The organism is Streptomyces sp. NBC_00328 (assembly GCF_036139655.1).
GTDB lineage: Bacteria > Actinomycetota > Actinomycetes > Streptomycetales > Streptomycetaceae > Streptomyces.
On the sequence record NZ_CP108013.1, the window covers coordinates 8,575,463 to 8,594,313 of the forward strand.

At 72.1% G+C, this 18,851-nt stretch carries 18 protein-coding genes; 12 read left to right on the forward strand and 6 right to left on the reverse strand.

Going from position 1 to position 18,851, the window contains the following annotated elements; translation table 11 throughout:
- Positions 1–24 precede the first annotated feature (24 nt).
- The 7 genes from rhaS to sigJ all read left to right on the forward strand — a co-directional run bounded on the left by rhaS (position 25) and on the right by sigJ (position 7,451).
- Positions 25–1,110, forward strand: coding sequence for a rhamnose ABC transporter substrate-binding protein (gene rhaS / locus OG485_RS37515; protein ID WP_328673073.1), 1,086 nt, complete (start codon positions 25–27; stop codon positions 1,108–1,110).
- Between the two features lie 88 nt (positions 1,111–1,198).
- Positions 1,199–1,519: an L-rhamnose mutarotase gene (locus tag OG485_RS37520; RefSeq protein WP_326784076.1), complete on the forward strand. Its 321-nt coding sequence runs from the start codon at positions 1,199–1,201 to the stop codon at positions 1,517–1,519.
- A gap of 120 nt (positions 1,520–1,639) precedes the next feature.
- Positions 1,640–3,064: a BNR repeat-containing protein gene (locus OG485_RS37525; RefSeq protein WP_328673074.1), complete on the forward strand. Its 1,425-nt coding sequence runs from the start codon at positions 1,640–1,642 to the stop codon at positions 3,062–3,064.
- Between the two features lie 79 nt (positions 3,065–3,143).
- Positions 3,144–4,169, forward strand: coding sequence for a LacI family DNA-binding transcriptional regulator (locus OG485_RS37530; protein ID WP_328673075.1), 1,026 nt, complete (start codon positions 3,144–3,146; stop codon positions 4,167–4,169).
- 86 nt (positions 4,170–4,255) lie between these two features.
- Positions 4,256–5,605, forward strand: a complete 1,350-nt coding sequence (locus OG485_RS37535; protein WP_328673076.1) for an alpha/beta fold hydrolase — start codon at positions 4,256–4,258, stop codon at positions 5,603–5,605.
- A 56-nt stretch (positions 5,606–5,661) separates the two neighbouring features.
- Entirely contained in the window at positions 5,662–6,495 is an 834-nt protein-coding gene (locus OG485_RS37540) for an enoyl-CoA hydratase/isomerase family protein (protein ID WP_328673077.1), read from the forward strand.
- A 50-nt stretch (positions 6,496–6,545) separates the two neighbouring features.
- Positions 6,546–7,451, forward strand: a complete 906-nt coding sequence (gene sigJ / locus OG485_RS37545) for an RNA polymerase sigma factor SigJ (protein WP_328673078.1) — start codon at positions 6,546–6,548, stop codon at positions 7,449–7,451.
- A gap of 3 nt (positions 7,452–7,454) precedes the next feature.
- Here the strand turns inward: sigJ and OG485_RS37550 are convergent, their stop codons facing one another.
- Positions 7,455–8,429: an SDR family oxidoreductase gene (locus OG485_RS37550; RefSeq protein ID WP_328673079.1), complete on the reverse strand. Its 975-nt coding sequence runs from the start codon at positions 8,427–8,429 to the stop codon at positions 7,455–7,457.
- Between the two features lie 127 nt (positions 8,430–8,556).
- On the opposite strand from OG485_RS37550, the gene OG485_RS37555 reads away from it, so the two are divergent.
- Entirely contained in the window at positions 8,557–9,402 is an 846-nt protein-coding gene (locus OG485_RS37555; RefSeq protein ID WP_328674799.1) for a pentapeptide repeat-containing protein, read from the forward strand.
- Positions 9,403–9,540: 138 nt separating this feature from the next.
- On the opposite strand, the gene OG485_RS37560 is transcribed toward OG485_RS37555, so the two are convergent.
- Positions 9,541–11,019, reverse strand: coding sequence for a cytochrome P450 (locus tag OG485_RS37560; protein ID WP_328673080.1), 1,479 nt, complete (start codon positions 11,017–11,019; stop codon positions 9,541–9,543).
- A 108-nt stretch (positions 11,020–11,127) separates the two neighbouring features.
- Between OG485_RS37560 and OG485_RS37565 the strand changes: the two genes are divergently transcribed.
- Positions 11,128–11,736 (forward strand): TetR/AcrR family transcriptional regulator, encoded by a 609-nt coding sequence (locus OG485_RS37565; RefSeq protein ID WP_328673081.1) that lies wholly within the window; start codon positions 11,128–11,130, stop codon positions 11,734–11,736.
- Positions 11,737–11,873: 137 nt separating this feature from the next.
- A complete protein-coding gene (locus tag OG485_RS37570) occupies positions 11,874–12,599 on the forward strand; it encodes a DUF2470 domain-containing protein (RefSeq protein ID WP_328673082.1) in 726 nt (241 codons plus the stop codon).
- Here OG485_RS37570 and OG485_RS37575 read toward each other — a convergent pair.
- The 3 genes from OG485_RS37575 to OG485_RS37585 all read right to left on the reverse strand — a co-directional run bounded on the left by OG485_RS37575 (position 12,567) and on the right by OG485_RS37585 (position 16,334).
- On the reverse strand, positions 12,567–13,814 hold the full coding sequence (locus tag OG485_RS37575) for a lactonase family protein (RefSeq protein ID WP_328673083.1): 1,248 nt from the start codon (positions 13,812–13,814) through the stop codon (positions 12,567–12,569). The two genes, OG485_RS37570 and OG485_RS37575, sit on opposite strands and share 33 nt — an antisense overlap.
- Positions 13,815–13,924: 110 nt before the next feature.
- Entirely contained in the window at positions 13,925–14,995 is a 1,071-nt protein-coding gene (locus OG485_RS37580) for a hypothetical protein (RefSeq protein WP_328673084.1), read from the reverse strand.
- An 85-nt stretch (positions 14,996–15,080) separates the two neighbouring features.
- The gene (locus tag OG485_RS37585; protein ID WP_328673085.1) at positions 15,081–16,334 is read right to left on the reverse strand and encodes an FUSC family protein; all 1,254 of its coding nucleotides are present in this window, start codon (positions 16,332–16,334) and stop codon (positions 15,081–15,083) included.
- A gap of 118 nt (positions 16,335–16,452) precedes the next feature.
- Between OG485_RS37585 and OG485_RS37590 the strand changes: the two genes are divergently transcribed.
- Positions 16,453–17,058 (forward strand): TIGR03086 family metal-binding protein, encoded by a 606-nt coding sequence (locus OG485_RS37590; RefSeq protein ID WP_328673086.1) that lies wholly within the window; start codon positions 16,453–16,455, stop codon positions 17,056–17,058.
- A 35-nt stretch (positions 17,059–17,093) separates the two neighbouring features.
- Here OG485_RS37590 and OG485_RS37595 read toward each other — a convergent pair whose 3' ends face one another.
- Positions 17,094–17,588 carry an FBP domain-containing protein gene (locus OG485_RS37595; RefSeq protein ID WP_328673087.1) on the reverse strand — a complete coding sequence of 165 codons (495 nt, stop codon included), beginning with the start codon at positions 17,586–17,588 and terminating at the stop codon, positions 17,094–17,096.
- 166 nt (positions 17,589–17,754) lie between these two features.
- On the opposite strand from OG485_RS37595, the gene OG485_RS37600 reads away from it, so the two are divergent.
- Positions 17,755–18,765, forward strand: a complete 1,011-nt coding sequence (locus tag OG485_RS37600; RefSeq protein ID WP_328673088.1) for a phosphotransferase family protein — start codon at positions 17,755–17,757, stop codon at positions 18,763–18,765.
- Positions 18,766–18,851: the final 86 nt, after the last annotated feature.

Genomic DNA, 18,851 nt, shown 5'->3' on the forward strand with positions numbered 1-18,851 from the left:
ACCCTCGTAAAGGAACCCTCACCCATGCGCAAGTCATCGATCCGCCGCACCTGCGCGGCGCTCGCCGCCGTCACCTCCCTCGCCCTGGCCGTCACCGCGTGCGGTGGCACCACCAAGGACGACGTCAAGGACTCGGGCGGCTCCAACGCCGCCGCCGGTGCCAAGGCGGACCCGAACGCGGCCACCAAGAAGGGGCTCACCGTCGGCTTCCTGCCCAAGGCGGTCAACAACCCGTACTTCACCTCCGCGGACAAGGGCGGCGAGAAGGCGCTGACCGAACTGGGCTCGAAGTACAAGGAGGTCGGCACCAACAGCGCCACCGACACCAGCGGCCAGGTGAGTTACGTCAACACGCTCACCCAGCAGCAGGTCGACGCGATGGCGGTCTCCGCGCAGGACCCGGGCGCCCTGTGCACCGCGCTCAAGCAGGCCATGACGAACAAGATCAAGGTCGTCACCTACGACTCCGACACCAAGGCCGACTGCCGCAACGCCTTCGTCTCGCAGGCGAGCGCCGAGGACCTGGGCCGCACCGAGGTGCAGCTGCTCGCGGAGCAGATCGGCTACAAGGGCGAGATCGCGATCCTGTCCGCCGGGCAGACCGCGACGAACCAGAACACCTGGATCGACTTCATGAAGGAGGAGCTGAAGGACCCCAAGTACAAGGACATGAAGCTGGTCAAGGTCGCCTTCGGCAACGACGAGGCCCAGCAGTCCTTCCAGCAGACCCAGGGCCTGCTCCAGGAGCACCCCAAGCTCGCCGGGATCATCTCCCCGACCACCGTCGGCATCAAGGCGGCCGCCCAGTACCTGTCCGGCTCCAAGTACAAGGGCAAGGTCAAGCTGACCGGCCTCGGCACCCCCAACGACATGCGCAAGTACGTCAAGAACGGCACCGTCGAGGGCTTCGAGCTGTGGGACCCGGCCAAGCTCGGCGAGCTGGCCGCCCGTACGGCCGTGGCGCTGTCCTCGGGGCAGATCACCGGCAAGGAGGGCGAGACCTTCAAGGCCGGCGACATGGGCTCGTTCACCATCGGCAAGGACGGCGTGATCAGCCTCGGCAAGCCGACCGTCTTCGACGCGAAGAACATCGACCAGTTCAACTTCTGACGGTCCGGCCGCCGGTCCGCCGACGTCCTCACGCTCCGGCGTCGTGACGGTCCGTCCGGTCCGGCCCGCAGGCCCCGGAGGGTCATCGATGCAACGTGTGTGCTTTCTGCTGAAGGTCCGTGCGGACCGCCTCGACGAGTACCGCGAGCGGCACGCCGCCGTGTGGCCCGAGATGCTCGACGCCCTCTCGGCCACCGGGTGGCACAACTACTCGCTCTTCCTGCGCGAGGACGGCCTGCTGGTCGGCTACCTGGAGACCGAGGACTTCGCGGCCGCGCAGGCCGCCATGGAAGCCACCGACGTCAATGCCCGCTGGCAGACGGAGATGGCGCCGTTCTTCACCGCGCTGGACGGCGCCAGACCCGACGAGGCCATGAGACCGCTCACCGAGGTGTTCCACCTCGCGTGATCGGCCGAGGTGTTCCATCTGCTGTGGAACGACCGGTGTTCCATCTCGCCCGAACAGTCTGCCCGACTTGCCCGCACAGCCCCGACCCACCCGCCCGCAGTCCGATCGAGGAGCCCGTACATGAGACGACGCACCGTACTGACGACGGCCCTGCTGGGCGCCGTGGCAGGCCCCGCCCTCACCGCGCAGACGGCGCGAGCGGCCGTTCCCGGCCCCTCCGTCACCCAGTCCGGCACTTCCCAACTCGACTCCCAGGCCATCTACTTCGTCTCCTACGACGGGCTGGTCAACAACAACTCGTTCCAGAAGAACGGCCTGTTGACCTACCGCGGCTACCAGTACTCGGCCTGGTACACCGCCGACCGCAGCGCGGTCGTCGCCCGCCGTGCGCTCGGCGCCACCACCTGGTCCAAGATCACGATCGGCCACAAGCTCAAGAGCGACGACTCCCACAACGTGATCTCCATGGGAGTCTCCCGGACCGACGGCCGGCTGCACCTGAACATGGACTCGCACAGCGACGGCTTCTTCTACGTCAAGTCCGTGGCCGGGCTGCTCGACAGTCCCACGTCGACGGCCTGGACCTCCGCCGTCCTCGGGGCCGTCCAGACCTCCCTGGACGGCCTCGCGCTCACCACGCAGTTCACCTATCCGCAGTTCGTCGCGACCCCGGAGGGCCGCCTCCAGCTCAGCTACCGCGTCGGCGTCTCCGGGAACGGGCGCAACGCCCTCGCGGAGTACGACGGTTCGTCCTGGACCGCACTCGGCGAATGGTCCGCCTCCACGGGGACCTACACCAGCGCGCACGGGTCGAGCACGGCCCGCAACATGTACCTGCACGGGATCGACTACGACGTGAACGGCCGGCTGCACTCCTTCTTCACCTGGCGCGAGCAGAACGCCGCCGTGATGTGCAACGCCGGCGGCATCACCAACCACGACACCGGCTACGTCTACTCCACCGACCGGGGCCGCAGTTGGCGCAACGACGCGGGCACCGTCGTCGGCACCACCGGGACCTCGGGCACCGTCGCCGTCACCGACGCCGGACTCGTCGTCGACTCCCTCGACCCCGACCACTCCCTGATGAACCAGGAGAGCCAGGCCACCGACTCGGCCGGGCTGCCGCACGCGATCATCAGCTATGTGCCCGGACGCTTCGGCCAGTGCACCACCAACTACGTGACGGACCGCACCGCCAACGGCCGGGCCTTCCACCTGCGCAAGAACTCCTCGGGCGGCTGGACCAAGACCGAGATCCCGGTCGCCCCGAACTCCAGCCAGCGCACCAGACTGGTTCTGGACCGGTACGACAACGCCTACGCGATCCTGCCGTTCGGACGGATCGCGGGCGCCTCGAAGGCCTCCGGGCACACCGACTGGAAACTCCTGTTCGACGGCGCCGGGCTGAACGCCTTCGGCGAGGTCGTCATCGACGAGACACGCGTCCCACAGGACGGAACGCTGTCCGTGATGTACCAGGAGAAGTCCAGTGGGACCACGCCCTCGGCCCTGCACGTCATCGATTTCCGGCTGCCCTCATGACCGCTGTGCGCGGCCCGCTCGCGGGTAATGTGAGGGCCTGCCTGCCGCTACTCGCTCTTCTCCTGGAGGTTCCCGCCTGATGGCCCAGTCGGTGGGTATCAAGGACGTCGCCCGTGCCGCCGGAGTCTCCGTCGGCACGGTCTCGAACGTGATCAACCGCCCCGACTCGGTGGCCTCCGAGACGAGGGCACGCGTCCTGTCCGCCATCGACCGGCTCGGCTATGTACGCAGCGAGTCCGCACGCCAGCTCCGGGCCGGGCGCAGCCGGATCATGGGGCTTCTCGTCCTCGACATGGGCAACCCGTTCTTCGTGGACGTGGCCCGGGGCGCCGAGCGCGCCGCGCGGGAGGCCGGACTCGGGGTGATGGTCTGCAACAGCGCCCAGTCCCCGAGCGAGGAGGCCGACTATCTGTCGCTCTTCGCCGAGCAGCGGGTGCGCGGGGTGCTGCTGACGCCGTCCGACGCGAGCGGACGCAACATCGAGGCCTTCCGCCGCAACGGCATCCCCTTCGTCCTGGTCGACCGGGTCGCCGAGGGCACTACCGAGTGCTCGGTCTCGGTCGACGACGTGGCGGGCGGCGCGCTGGCCGTCCGGCACCTCGTGGACGCCGGACACCGCTCGATCGCGTACGTCAGCGGGCCGCCCGGACTCAGCCAGGTGAGGGACCGCCGTACGGGCGCTCTGCACGCCCTGCGCGAGGCGGGCCTCGGCCCGGAGAACCTGCGCGAGCTGCCCACCGAGCGCCTCGACGTGGCGGCGGGGCGCGACGCCGGCGCCCGGCTCCTCGGCCTCGCCGAGCGGCCCACCGCCGTCTTCTGCGCCAACGACCTGCTCGCCCTCGGTGTCCTGCAGGCCATGTACGCGGCCGGCGTCGGTGTGCCCGACGACCTCGCGATCGTCGGCTACGACGACATCGAGTTCGCGGCCGCCGCCGCCGTCCCGCTCACCTCCGTGCGCCAGCCGGCCGTGACCATGGGCGCCCTCGCGGCCGAGCTGCTCCTGGAGGAGATCGACGCGGAGGCCACGTCCGTGCCGCACGAGCACCGCCGGGTCGTGCTCCAGCCGGAACTGGTGGTGCGCCGCTCCAGCCTGGCAGCGCGCTGATCAGCGGTTCAGTTCCCTGTCACCGTACTGCTGAGTCACTGTTCAGTTCATTTTCCCGATCCCCGGCCACGGAGCCCGGGCGACATGTGCTCAACTGGGACGCAGCCTGGAATCCGTACGTCTCGGGAGACCTGTTGACCGTCAGCTACCGCCAGCCCGGTGTCGTCCTCACCGACCACCGCTTCACCGTGCCTCTCGACCACGACCGACCGGCGGGCGAGACCATCGAACTGTTCGCCCGCGAGGTCGTCGCGAGCGACAAGGCGCACCAGAATCTGCCGTGGATGGTCTACCTCCAGGGCGGTCCCGGCTTCGGGGCGAATCGTTTCGTCGGCCGTCAGGCCTGGCTCGACCGGGCCCTGAAGGACTTCCGCGTCCTGCTGCTCGACCAGCGCGGCACCGGACACTCCACGCCCGCCAACCGGCAGACGCTGCCGCTGCGCGGCGGCCCCCGCGAGCAGGCCGACTACCTCGCGCTCTTCCGCGCCGACTCCATCGTCCGGGACTGCGAGGCCATCCGGCCCGGACTCACCGGCGGAGCGCCCTGGACGGTCCTCGGCCAGAGTTTCGGCGGCTTCTGCGGCGTGCGCTACCTCTCCAGCGCCCCCGAGGGCCTGAGCGCGGCCGTGATCACCGGCGGCCTGCCCTCCCTCGACGGGCACGCCGACGACGTCTACCGCGCCGCCTACCCGCGCATCGAGCGCAAGGTCGCCGCGCACTACGCGCGCTACCCGCAGGACGTCGAGCGCGCCCGCCGCATCGCGGAGTACCTGCTCCAGCACGAGCCGGTGCTGAGCGGCGGCTACCGCCTGACCGCCGAGGCCTTCCAGTCGCTCGGCATCCTCCTCGGCGGCAGCGACGGCAGCCACCGCCTGCACTACCTCCTGGAGGACGCCTTCGTCCGCACCCCGAAGGGTCCGGCACTCTCCGACGCCTTCCAGGAGGACGTCCAGGGGCTGCTCTCGTACGCGGGTCACCCCCTGTACGCGCTGGTCCACGAGGCCTGCTACGCCCAGGGCGGCCGCCCCACCGCCTGGTCCGCCGAGCGGGTGCGCGCCGAGTTCCCCCAGTTCGACGCGGCCAAGACCCTCGCGGACGACGGGCCGCTGCTGTTCACCGGCGAGTCCGTGCACCCCTGGATGTTCGAGAACGACCCCGCGCTGCGCCCGCTGCGCGACACCGCCGAGGAACTGGCCGCCCGTACCGACTGGGCGCCGCTGTACGACCCGGCCCGCCTCGCCGTGAACGAGGTGCCGGTCGCGGCGGCGGTCTACCACGACGACATGTACGTCGACACCGGCCACTCCCTGCGCACCGCCCGCGCGGTCCGGGGCCTGCGCACCTGGGTGACCGACGAGTTCGAGCACGACGGAGTACGGGCCGGCGGCCCGCGCGTCCTGGACCGGCTGCTGGCGCTCACGCGCGACGACGTCTGAGCCGCCCGACCTCCTCTAGGATTCTGACGGACCGTCAGAATCCTGAGGGGGTAGGCATGATCGACACCACCCGCACGGACATCCCGGTGGGCGAGGAACGGCTCCGGTTCGACGTCGAGGACGGGATCGGCGTCCTCACCCTGTGCAGGCCGGCGAAACTCAACGCGTGGAGCTGGGAGTCCACACGCCAACTCGGCCTGGTCGCCGACCGGATCCGCTTCGACCCGGCGGTCCGGGCGGTGCTCCTGCGGGCCGAGGGGCGTGCCTTCTGCGCGGGGATCGACGTGAGCGCCCCCGGCGGCGCGATCACCGGCCGCTCCGGTGCCGAGCGCACCCGCGCCTACTACGAGGGCATCCGCTGGGCCCATGAGCGCTTCGCGGCCTTCGCGAGGCTGCCGCAGCCCGTCGTCGCGGCCGTCCAGGGCTACTGCCTCGGCTTCGGGTTCGAGCTCGCGCTGATGGCGGACATCAGGATCGCCTCCCACGACGCCGTGTTCGCCCTGCCCGAGGCCCAGTTGGGGCTCGCCGTGGACGCCGGCGGGGACCTGCGGATCGCCCGCGAGGCGGGCGCCGGGTGGGCGAAGTTCCTCGCACTGACAGGCAGAAGGCTGGACGCGACGACGGCCGAACGCCTGCACCTCGTCCAACTTGTCACGGAAGAAGCCGCGTTGGACGAGACGGCCCGAGACGTCGCCGCGGAGATCGCGGCGAACGCGCCGCTCGCCGTGCAGGCCGTCAAGCACGACATCGACGCGTACGCCGAGGCCCCGCTGACCGCCGCTCTCGACCGCACCGCCCTGTCGGCCGCGCTCACCCTCACCTCCGACGACGCGGCAGAGGGGTACGCGGCCAAGGGTGCCCGCCGCGCGCCCCGTTTCGAGGGAAAGTGACCCACGTGTTTTGATCGGATCCTGTTGCGTACGACGAGGCAGGGGGACCGATGCACGACAGTGAGCTTCTCGCGGACAGATTCGAGGAGCACCGGGGCCGGCTGCGAGCGGTGGCCTACCGGATGCTGGGATCGCTGAGCGAGGCGGAGGACGCCGTCCAGGAGACGTGGCTGAGGCTCGGCCGCACCGACCCGGACGAGATCAGGAACCTGGGCGGCTGGCTGACCACCGTGACCGGCCGGGTGTGCCTGGACATGCTGCGCTCCCGCGCCGCGCGCCGCGAGGACCCGCTCGAACCCTCGGGCACCTTCGTCCCCGATCCGGTCGTCAGCACCCTGGACCGGATCGACCCCGAACAGGAGGTGCTCCTGGCCGACTCGGTCGGGCTCGCCCTCCTGGTCGTCCTGGAGACCCTGGAGCCCGCCGAGCGGCTCGCGTTCGTGCTGCACGACATGTTCGCGGTGCCCTTCGACGACATCGCGCCCGTGGTGGGCCGGAACCCGGCCGCGACCCGTCAGCTCGCCAGCCGGGCACGCCGTCGCGTCAAGGGAGCCGCTCCCGAGCCCGAGCGGGACGTCATCCGGCAGCGGGAGGTCCTGGACGCCTTCCTCGCGGCGTCACGCGGCGGGGACTTCGAGGCGCTCGTCGCCGTCCTCGATCCCGATGTCGTGTTGCGCGCCGACGCGGGCGCGCTGGTCGGCGGTGTGACCGTGTCCAAGCTGGTGCGCGGCGCCGAGGCGGTGGCAGGGCAGGCGATGGCCTTCCGCCGGTTCGCGGCGAGTTCGCGGCTCGTCCAGGTCAACGGGGAGGCGGGTGTCGTCGCGATCGTGGACGGCCGGCCGCAGTCGGTCATGGGTGTCACCGTCGCCGACGGCAGGATCGTCGCGATGTACATCCTGGCCGACCCCGAACGGCTCGCCCGTCTCGATCTCGGTGGGGCGAAGCCGGGGGAGTGACGGTCAGCCGGTGAAGGGACCACGCCCCAGCTGGTCCCGCACCGGCGTGACCGGCGGGGCGACCAGATCCCTGCGCTGCCAGTTGGCGCCGTCGACCACCAGGGTGTGACCGGTGATGAAGCGGGCGTAGGGGGACGCGAGGAAGGTGGCGGCCCAGCCGAGTTCACGGGGTGCGCCGACGCGCAGGGCGGGCTGCCGCCGGCCGAGCGCGTCGGACACCTCGTCCCGAGCGTGGCTGTCCCCGTCCCGGCCGTCCTGGTCGTCCTCGGCGTCCTCGGCGTTCGTGCCGGCCGGGAGGGCCGTGCCGGCCGCGGCCCGGGCCAGGTTGCCGCGGATGTCCTCCGTCATGTCCTCGTGCGGCATCAGCCCCGGTACCAGACCGTTGACCTGGATGCCGTACGGTCCCCACTCGACGGCCAGGGTCCGCACGAGGCTCTCCACGCCGGCCTTGGCCGCCGCGCTGTGCGCGAAACCGGGGCCGCCGGTCCAGGCGTAGGACGCGCCGACGTCGATGACCGACCCGGGCGTGCCCGCCGCCAGATGCCGTCGCCCGAACTCACGGGTCATCAGAAACGTTCCCGTGAGGGTGATGTCGACGACCGCCTGCCAGGCGTTCGGAGACATGTCCTCGGTGGGCACGGGAAAGTTGGCGGCCGCGTTGTTGACCAGTACGTCGGGCAGCGCGCATCCGTCGAACACCTCGGCGACGCGCTTCGGATCCCGGATGTCACAGACCGCGGACCTGACCCGGGTGCCCAGCTTCGCCAACTCCGCGCGGGCGGGGGCCAGATGCCGTTCACGGCGGCTGACGATCAGGAGATCGGCGCCCAGCCGGGCGAACTCCGCCGCGATCGCCCTCCCGAGTCCGGTGCCGCCACCGGTGACCAGCACCAGCGAGCCGTCGTAGGTCCCGGCGGGCAGGGCGCTCGCGCCCAGCGGGGGAGGGGCGGGGAGGCCGGGGAGCGCTGTGGAGTCCATGGCGGTCTCGATACCCGGTGCCGCCGCGGAACATCCGGACGGGGACGGCGAGGAACACCCGGTGCGGGACCAGGGACGTCAAGTCGGCTCGGTTCAGGGCACGTCCGGGCTGAGTAGGCTGGAGATCATGCACGAGTACGGCGGCACCTCCCCCGACCCACGATCCGAACTGCGAGCCGACTGCGACCGGTGTTTCGGGCTGTGCTGCGTCGCCCTGCCCTTCGCCCGCTCGGCCGACTTCGCGATCGACAAGGGCGCGGGCGAGCCCTGCCCGAATCTGCGGAGCGACTCCCGGTGCGGCATCCACACCCGGCTGCGGCGGACGGGCTTCACGGGCTGCACGGTCTACGACTGCTTCGGCGCCGGGCAGCACGTCTCCCAGGTGGTCTTCGGCGGCGAGGACTGGCGCTCGGGGTCCGAGGAGCGCGCCCGGCTGATGTTCGACGTGTTCCCCGTCGTGCGCCACCTCCACGAACTGCTCCGGTACCTGGGTGAGGCCTTGACGCTCCCCGCGGCGCGTCCGGTGCACGACGACATCCGGCGACTGATCTCCACCACCGAGCGCCTCACCCGGCAGAGCCCGGAGGAACTGGCCGCGATGGATGTGGGCCCGCACCGGCAGAAGGCCGGCGAACTGCTCCTGCGGGCCAGCGAACTCATGCGCGCGAGCGCCGACGGGGGCAGGAAGAAGGACCGGCGCGGCGCGGATCTGATGGGCGCTCGCCTCAAGGGCGCCGACCTGCGCGGTGTGAGCCTGCGCGGGGCGCTGCTCATCGCCGCCGATCTGACCGGGGCGGATCTGCGCGGCGCCGATCTGATCGGCGCCGACCTCCGGGACGCCGACCTCACCGACGCCGATCTGACCGGGGCCCTCTTCCTCACCCAGCCGCAGCTCGACGCGGCCCGCGGCAGCGCCGGCACCCGGCTCCCGGAAACGGTCGGCCGCCCCGGCCACTGGACCGCTCACAGCTGAGGGGGCTTTCCGAGCCGGGGGACCCCCCGGCCGGGACGCACCCCCGGTCCGGGAGGCGGGACGCACTCCGGGCCGAGGGGCGGGACACCCCCGGGGCCGGGAGGCGCGGCCGACACTCCCGGGCCGGGAGCGCGGGCCTCACTCGGCCGCGCCGGCCAGGGTCGCCGCCCGCCCCGGTATCACCGGCGCGCGTCGTTCGAGGTGCAGGCGCAGCCCCTCCGGCATCAGGGTCAGCCGCTCGGCCACCCGCAGCCGGTAGCCGGGGTCGGACCGCAGGTCGTAGCGGCGCAGCAGCAGCCCGAGGACCAGGGTGGCCTCGTGCAGCGCGAACTGGCGGCCGATGCAGGCGCGCGCCCCGGTGCCGAACGGCTTGAAGGTGTGCGCGGGCCGGGCCCGTACCGCCTTCGCGTCGAAGCGGTCCGGGTCGAACTTCTCCGCGTCGGCGCCCCACACCTGCGGGTCGCGGTGCAGCATCGCGGTCAGGACCAGCGCCCACGCCCCCCGCCGCATCGGGTGGACACCGCCGAGCAGGGTGTCGTCCCGGGCCTCGCGGGCGAACGCCGGGGCTGTCGGCCACAGGCGCAGTGACTCGTCGAGGACCCGGCGGACGTAGCGGAGCTTGGCGACCTGCTCGTAGCCCGGCCGGTCCGTGCCACCCCAGACGCGTTCGACCTCGGCACGCGCACGGGCGGCGGCCTCCGGGTGCCGGGAGAGGTAGTGCAGGGCGAAGGACAGGGCGCCCGAGGTGGTCTCGTGCCCGGCGATCAGGAAGGTGATGACCTGGCGGCGGATGTTCTCGGGGGTGAGCCGCTCCCCGGTCTCGGGGTGTGCCGTCTCCAGCATGCGGTCGAGCAGGTCGCCCTCGCCGCCGGCCCGGCGGGAGGCCACCACGGCGTCGACCGTCCGATTGAGGTAGGCCATGTCGGCCGCGTTGCGCCGGGAGGCGCCCCGCAACAGGAGCGGTGCCAGCGGGACCGGGACGACGTTGAGGCGCTGCGCGTAGGTCAGCGTGCCCACCATCGCGTTCACGAAGGGGTGCGGGCGGGAGCGCTCGAAGGAGGCGAAGTCATGGCCGAAGCCGGTCCTGGCGATCGTCTCCAGGGTCAGCTTCGTCATGTCACCGGGCACGTCCACCGCGCGGCCCGCGGCCTGCTCCCGGTCCCAGTGGTCCGTCAGCCGCTCGGTCACGGCCAGCATCATCGGGTGGTAGCCCTCCATGGCCTCGCGGCTGAAACCGGGGGCGAGGACGTCGTGCGCGAGCTGCCAGTTGGGCTCGTGGTTGTAGGCGGTGAACAGTCCGTCGCCGGCGACCGGACGGAGGTTGGCGACTCCCAGGCCCACGTGTTTCGCGAACCGCGCCTCGTCGGCGAGTTCGGCGGCTAGGTCCGCGCCCCAGACGAAGACGATCTCGTTGCGGAAGGCCCGGCGCCGGAAGATCGGTCCGAGCCGCTTCCCGAACTTCATGGAGTCCTGGAGCGGGGAACGGACGCCGGCGCCGAGCACATCGCCGACCAGGGGGACGCGGCGCGGCGGGTGCGGGATGCGGTGCAGCTCCGGCCAGCCCAGTTCCGCGCTGCGGAACCCCCTGGGCCGCGCCGCCTCCTTCGTCTCCGCCATGACGCCATCTCCCTTGTGACTCGGGCAGGTTGAGTCTGTTGTACGCGAGTTCAATAGCGGTGTTCAGTCTGATCCCGTTGTTGAACCGGCGTCAAGTAAGGTGCGGGCATGACGGGGAAGCAGGGGGAGCGCGGGCGCCGCCGGCTCAGTACAGAGGCGCGCCGGGAGCAGCTTCTGTCGGTCGGTGCCCGTCTGTTCTCGGAGAGTCCGTTCGACGACGTCTGGATCGAGCAGGTCGCGGAGATCGCGGGAGTCTCGCGCGGACTCCTGTACCACTACTTCCCGACGAAGCGGGACTTCTTCGCCGCCGTGGTCGAGCGGGAGAGCGGGCGGATGCTGCGGATGACCGCGGCGGTGCCCGGTGTCCCGGTGCGTGAGCAGCTCGGCGCGGGTCTGGACACCTTCCTCGGGTACGTGGAGGAGCACGCGCACGGGTTCCGTGCCTTCCACCGTGCCGACGCGGCCGGTGACCAGGCGGTGCGCAGGGTCTACCAGCAGGCGCTGGCCGCGCAGGAGACGCAGATCCTCTCGGCCCTCGCCGCGGATCCCGAGCTCGGCCGGTCCTGCGAGGACCGGCCCGAACTGCGGATCGCCGTCCGCGGGTGGCTGGCCTTCACCACGGCCGTGTGCCTGGAGTGGCTCCGGGGCGCGGACCTGACGCGTGACCAGGTGCGGGACCTGTGCGCGCGGGCGCTGCTCGGCGCGATCACGCCCTGAGACCCGGTCGGCCCGGTGACCGCGACTCCTCTCCCGGCGGGCGTGGATCCACGTCCGTCCGTTCGGCCCCCGAGGCGTGGTTGGCGTACGCCCCGATCTTCGATAGGTTAGGCAAGCCTTACCTAAGGAGGAAGCTGATGGGTGACCGTGACACCTGGACGGCCGCGCCCGACGCGGCAGAGCACGCCCGTTCGGTGCTCGCCGCGGCCTGGTCCTGCGCGGTGAGCGCCGAGGGCGGCCGGGAGGAGTTCTTCGGCTCGCACTCCGTCACCGCGGACGGCCGGGTGCTCCTGCGGGTGCCCGAGGACAGCGCGCTGCTCGCCGCGGCCATCTGCTCCCCGCGCGGAGAACCGTCCGCCGTCCTGGAGTTCGCCGATGTCGCACCGGTTCCCGTACGGAACCGGGTCCGGGCCCGGCTCTGGCTCGCCGGCTGGTTCGTCCCCGAGGACGGACAGCTCTCGTTCCGCACCACCCGCGCCGTGCTGCGCCGGCCCGGCGGGACGGTCGTGGTCGACCTGGACGAACTGGCCGAGGCCCGGCCCGACCCGCTGGCCCTCGCCGAGGCCCAGCTCCTCACCCATCTCGCCGACGCCCACCCGGACGCCGTCGAGCGGCTCACCCGCCTCGTCGAACCGGACAGTCTGCACGGCGCCGTGCGCGTCCAGCCCCTCGCCGTCGACCGCCACGGACTCACCCTGCGCATCGAACGCGCGCGCGGAAACGGCGATGTGCGCCTGCTGTTCCACGCACCCGCCGACGACGTCTCCCAGCTCACGGAGCGCATGCACGTCCTGCTCACCCAGGCGAGTCTCGCCTCCTGCCCCCGTCCCCTACAGCGGCAGCGCACAGACCGCGAGGGGTGAGGCGAACGGCTCGCCCGCGCGCCGGAGTTCACCGTTCTCCTGGTCGACCCGGAACACCGTGACCGTGCTCGACCGCTGGTTCGCCGCGAACAGCAGCCGTCCGTCGGACGAGAACGCGATGTGACGCGGGAAGTCGCCGTCCACGGGCACCGTGTCCAGCAGCCGCAGCCGGGCGCCGTCCGCCTCGATCGCGTACCGCGTCAGGCTGTTGTGGCCCCGGTTGGCGAGAAACGCGTACGAACCGTTCGGCGTCACCAGGAGCTGGGCCGGGTAACTCGTCCCGCTTCCCGTGCCCGTGGACTGCGGTTCGCCCACCGAGAGGCGGCCGGTCGTGGGGTCGTAGCCGCAGACCGTCACCGTGTTGTCGACCTCGTTGGCGAGATAGGCGTACCCGCCGCCGGGGTGGAACGTGAGATGCCGCGGGCCCGCGCCCGGCCTCGTCCGCGCCCGGGAGACCTCGGTGAGCGTGCCCCGGGTCTCGTCGAGACGGTAGCTGTACACGGTGTCGGTGCCCAGGTCGACGGCGAGCAGGTGCCCGCCGTCCGGAGCGGTGACGAACTGGTGCGCGTGCGGGCCCTGTTGGCCGGGACCGGGTGCCGGGGACGTGTGCGTGACCAGATCGGTGCGCTCGCCGAGCGCGCCGGACGCGTCGATGGGATGCACCGCGACGCTGCCCGAGGCGTAGTTCGCGCTCAGCAGCCAGCGGCCGCTCGGATGCACCGACAGATGACAGGGACCCGAGCCCCCGGTGGAGCGGCTGCCGAGCACCTCGTTCCCCGGGAGACGGACGGCCGTCACCGCGCCCGCCGTCCGCTCGTCGACCGCGTACAGCGTCCGGCCGTCCGGATGCGCCGCGAGGAAGGAAGGGTTGTCGACGCCCGTCACCACACCGCCGCCGGTGACCGCGCCGGTCGCCGGGTCGTACGCGGCGACACCGATCCCCTTCCCGCCGCCGTCGCCCGAGGTGTAGGTGCCCAGGAACAGCGGACGCGGGCCGGAGGCGGGAGCCGGGGACACGGGGGCGGATGCAGCCGCCGACGCCGAGGGACCGGGCGGCGGCGCCTTCGGGACCGGCGTCGTCTCGGCGGGGTCCGCCCGGGGCGCCGCGCATGCCGGGGCCGCCGTGATCGCGGCGGCCCCCGTCAGAGCGCCGACGAAACGCCGTCTGGTCCAGCCGCCGCCCGCGCCGCGCGACGGCCCTGCACCACTGCTCATGCCTGCACCTCGGGGTGTCGGTTGCCTCGGCTGGGACGGCCACCTTGGCGTGCGACACCCCGGACGTGCAAGAACGGCCCTGCGCGTTGCGGCCCGCGCAACGCCGCGAACTACCAGTCGCCGTCCCCGACGGGCTTGCCCGGCGCGTCACCGAGCGGCTGCACCTGATGGGGCGAGGGCTGCTGCCAGGGCTCGTGGTCGTCGCCCAGCCAGTCGCCGACCGGCTGCACCGAACCGAGCTGGTCCGCGGGCGCCAGATCGGCTGCGTCCTGGTCGTAGTAGTCGAACCAGGGAAGCCCCGCGCGGGTGTACGCGGCCCGGTCCACCGGGGACGGCGGCGGCGCCTCGCCGGTGATGCGGCGCCACTCCGGCGGTGTCACGAGGTGGACGAACACGCGTCCGGCCGGCTCCTGCGCCCAGGCCTTCAGCGGCCGGTCGTCGCGGTAGACCTCCTGGCGCATCGAACCGCCGACGCCGAGACCCATCGCCGGGGCGCTGCGCGCACGGCCCGGGGCGGCCCCGGCGGGCGCGGGAGCGGCGCCCGGCGCGGGCAGCGCGGCCATCATCGGCATGGCGCCGCCGTACGCGCCGACCGAAGGAGGCATCGGAGGCATCCGCAGACGCTCCTCCGCCTTGCGGCGCTCCGCCTCCCGCCACGCCGCCAGCTCCCCGGCCTCCAGCGGGAACGACTGGAGCTGGACACCGCCCCAGACCTCCTCGCCGGTGACCTGGCCCTCGACCGTCGCGCCCAGCCCCAGCGGCACGGCCACGAACTGGCGGACCGTCCCCTTGCCGGAGTTGATGCCGTCGAGCCACGGCTGCCGGGGGAGCACGACGTAGTTCTGCGGGTCACGGGTGAGCTTGGAGGTCCACGGCTTGCCGGACACGGCACACACCTTGCCGACGCCCACCTGCAACGCGGCCGGCTCCGCCGTCCCGGCGAAACTCAGCCACATGGCCTCGCGCAGATACACCGGCAGCATCACGCCGCCGCGCGCCCGCCACTCGGCGGGCACCCGGTCCCCGTAGTCCTCGACGCGCCGGACGGGGAACTCGCCGAGCCCCGGCGGCAACGCGTGCGTGCCCGTCTCGGGCAGGCGCAGCGTCCGTATGAACCGCACCTGCACCCCGCCCGGCAGCCGCAGTGCGTTCCCGTCGATCCGCACGGTGTCCTCGGTCATCCGCCCGCCCCCTCGTTCTCTTGCCGACGCCGACGCCGGGCGGCTCACCGCCACGGCTTCGTGCCGTTTCCTCTCATGGAACTCCTCACCTAGAACGCCCGGAGACGGGGGAACGGTTCCGCTTCCGACGCGGCAGACGCAGCCGGCGCCGCAGCCGGGTCAGGCGCGGCCGCCGCTCGTGCTGCTCGCGGGTGCAGCGATCCAGCTCCTCGAACAGGCGGCGGGTGCGGTGCTCGGTGTCCAGCTCGTCGAGGATGCGGGTGACCTCGGTCAGCACGGAGCCGTGAAGCTGCCACTGGCTCGGGTCGCGCCGGACCTCTTCGAGGAAGAGCTGGGCCAGTTTGTCGCGGGTGGCGGCGGCGGTGGCGAGTTCCGCGCTGAGCCGCTCCTCGGCGGACGCGGCGTTCTGGGCGACGTCGCTGGTCACCAGCACCGCGAAACTGACGATCGCGTCGGCGACCTCCGACAGCAGCTCCCGCAGGACGGCCCCCGCCTGCGGTTCGAACAGGGGCCTGGGCTCGCGCTCCTTGGCCAGGTCGGTGAGGCTGCGCGCGATGACCCGCAGGACCACGGTGCAGATCTCCAGGGTGTCCAGGCCGGTGCGCAGCACGACCCGGTGCAGCAGCCCCTCGCGCACCCGCGGGTTGAGCTTCAGACTGTCCTCGGCCTGCCGCAGGGCCGCGTCCACCCCGGCGATGTCGTTGTCGAGCCGGCGGGCCTCGTGCAGCCGCTCGGCCGCCACATGGAAGGGAGTGTGCGCCACGGCGCCCTCGCCGACCCGCAGCATGAGCTGCCGCATCCGGCGTGCCAGGTCCTCGATCTGCTCACCGGCCACGCCCACCCACACGGGGGGCGCGAGCACGAGGTTGCAGGCGAGACCCACCACCGCCCCGATCAGTGTCTCCAGCACGCGGGCCCACGCGGTGCTGCCCACCCGGGTGACACCGAGGACCAGCATGGCGCTGATCGCCACCTCGGGCACGAACTCGCTGACCCGGACCAGATGGCCCACCGCCAGCGAGGCGAGGATGATCAGACCCAGACTCCACCAGGTCAGGCCCACCAGGCTGCTGAAGCCGATGGCGATGACGACGCCCACCACCACGGAGTTCACCCGCCGGATCGCGGTGGTGATCGTCGAGTACAGGGTGACCTGTACGACCAGCAGCGCGGTCAGGGGCGCGGTCAGCGGCGCGGGCTCGGGACTGAGATGGATGGCCACCACGTACGCGATCGTCGCGGCGGCCGTCGAACGAAGTGTCTGGACGACCACCGGCTCCCGGCGCCGCTCCACGATCTTCGCGACGGATGTCGTCCACTCACCGCGTGCCTCTTGCATCCTTCGGGCCTTCCCGTTTAACACGGGTACCGAACGTGTCCATTGCGGACCATACCTGTCCGCAAGGAGTCCTAGATTGAAGGCGTCAACCGGGTCGGACCGCATCAGGAGGCACCGAATGAGCGCAATGAGCGACGTCGAGGGCATCGAACTGCTGACGCTGTCGCACGACCGTTTGCGCGCCGTGGCCGCCGGTGTGCCGGAGAGCGCCTGGTCGGCGCCGACGCCGTGCGGCGAGTGGACGGTGGCCCAGGTGCTCAACCACGCCCGGCTCGACCAGCAGGCGTACGGCGCGGCGGTCACCGGCACCGGGTGGCCCGAGCAGGACGCCTTCCAGCCCGAGGTCACTCTGGAGGCCGACGCGACGGCGGCGCTCGACAAGGTCCTCGTGGGCGTCGCCGACGTCTACGCGGGGCTGTCCCCCGACGCGGAGGAGGTGGCGACGCCGCTCGGGCCGCTGCCGTTCCGTGTCGCGGCCGCCGCGGCCGCCATGGACGCGGGCGTGCACGCCTGGGACATCGCCGTGGCGACCGGCCAGGCGTCCCCCCTCGGCGACGCCCTGGCCGGCGGCATCCGGCTCGCGGCGGACCGGCTGGCCGACCACCTGCGCGACGCGTTCGGCGTGTTCGCCGCCGCGCGCGAGGTCCCGGCGGAGGCCGGCCGGGCCGAGGCGCTGCTCGCCTTCCTGGGCAGGGACCCGCACTGGACGCCTGCCGGCACCTGACGCGTCCGGGACGGCCCCCGCCCCCTCCGGCGGGATCAGCCGTGCAGCTTCGTCAGGAAGGCCGAGAGGTTGCCGACCGTCCTGGCGATCTGCTGCTCCGTCGTGAGGGTCTCCTCGAAGCGGCTGCCCGACTCCAGGGACTTCTTCCCGCGTACATAGAGCGAACAGGCCAGGTCGGCGCAGATGTAGATGCCCACCGAATTGCCCTCGCGGCCCGCCGCGCCCGCCTTGCGGGCCGTCATCAGCGAGACCCCGCTGCCCGGGTGCGTCGTCAGGCACAGCGAGCACATGCTGCGGTGCAGGAGCCCGCGCCGGGAGGAGGGGAGGCGCAGGGCGACGCCCACGGGTTCTCCTTCCTGTTCGGACACGAGATAGCTCCGGTCGGGAGCTCCGGGATCTCGCCAGCCCAGGAAGTCCAGATCGTCCCAGGGGCGTTCGGTGAGATCGCGAGGCGTCGCCAGCCGCTTGGCCTCCCCCCGGGAACAGTTGACGAACGAGTCGCGGACGGCCTGCTCGGTGAGTGGTCGCATGGGGTTCTCCTGGTTCGCTCGGGTACCTTCGGTCCAAACCTAGGGGTACTAGGTTTTGACCGAAGGTACCTAGCCCGACGGAGAGGATCCACTGGATTTCCGGAACGAACCCAACGGTGTCGCGCGACGGCTGCCGATTCAGGGGTTCACCTGACAGGGTGGGCGCATGGACGAGGAGGGCGCGGGAGCCGGCACGGACGAGTGGGAGCGGGCCGGGCGGGCCCTCCGGGAGGCCGGGCTGCCGCCCGGGAGTCTCGTCGGCCGCCGGGCCCTGTCCGGCGGCACGTACAACGCGGTCGAGGAGCTGAGGCTCACCGACGGCACCCGCTACGTCCTGAAGGTGCCCCCGCCGGACACCGCCCCCGCTCTCGCGTACGAGCGGCAACTCCTTGTCTCCGAAGCGGAGTTCTATCGGTGGGCTGCCACCGCCGGCGTACCGGCGCCCCGGGCGGTCGGAGATCACCGCGACGGCCACCTGCTCATGACGCACTGTCCGGGCGAGCCCTGGGGAGACCTGCCCGACGGCGAACGCAGGCCGTTGCGGCGGGAGTTGGGGATCATGGTGGCCCGGCTGCACGGGGTGACCGGCCCGGGCTTCGGCTATCCCTCCGGCGCACTCGGCCCGCTGGCCCCCGACTGGCGGACCGCCTTCACCGGGATGTACGAAGCGCTCCTGGACGACGCCCGCCGCTACCGTGCCTGGCTGCCGCGCCCCGTCGACGAGGTGGCCCGTACCGCGCGGACCGCCTTCGGCGCCCTGGACGAGGTCACCGTCCCCCGCCTCGTCCACTTCGACCTGTGGCGGGGGAACATCCTGGTCGAGCGGGCGGAGGCGGGCCCGCGCATCGGCGGTCTGATCGACGGCGAGCGCATGCTCTGGGGCGACCCGCTCGCCGACTTCGTCTCCCTGGCCCTGCTCGGGGACATCCGCCAGGACACCGATTTCCTGACGGGTTATCAAGAGGGCGGGGGAGTGGTCGAGTTCGACGGAGCGACCCGGCGGCGCCTGGCCCTGTACCGGAGTTACCTCTATCTGATCATGCTCATCGAGACCGTCCCCCGCGCCTCCGGCGACGAACGGGTCGCCTGGGTACGCGCGACGGTGGCCCCGCAGTTCACGGCCGCCCTCGACGAGATCGGCCGGGGCGCGAACACCCCGGCCGAACACGATTGCTAGTGCCGCGGCAGGCAACGTTTGCCCGTCAAGGAGCGGCGTCATGGGGGTCCCCCCTGCTCGAGCGAAGCCGAGAGCTTGGGGGAGCG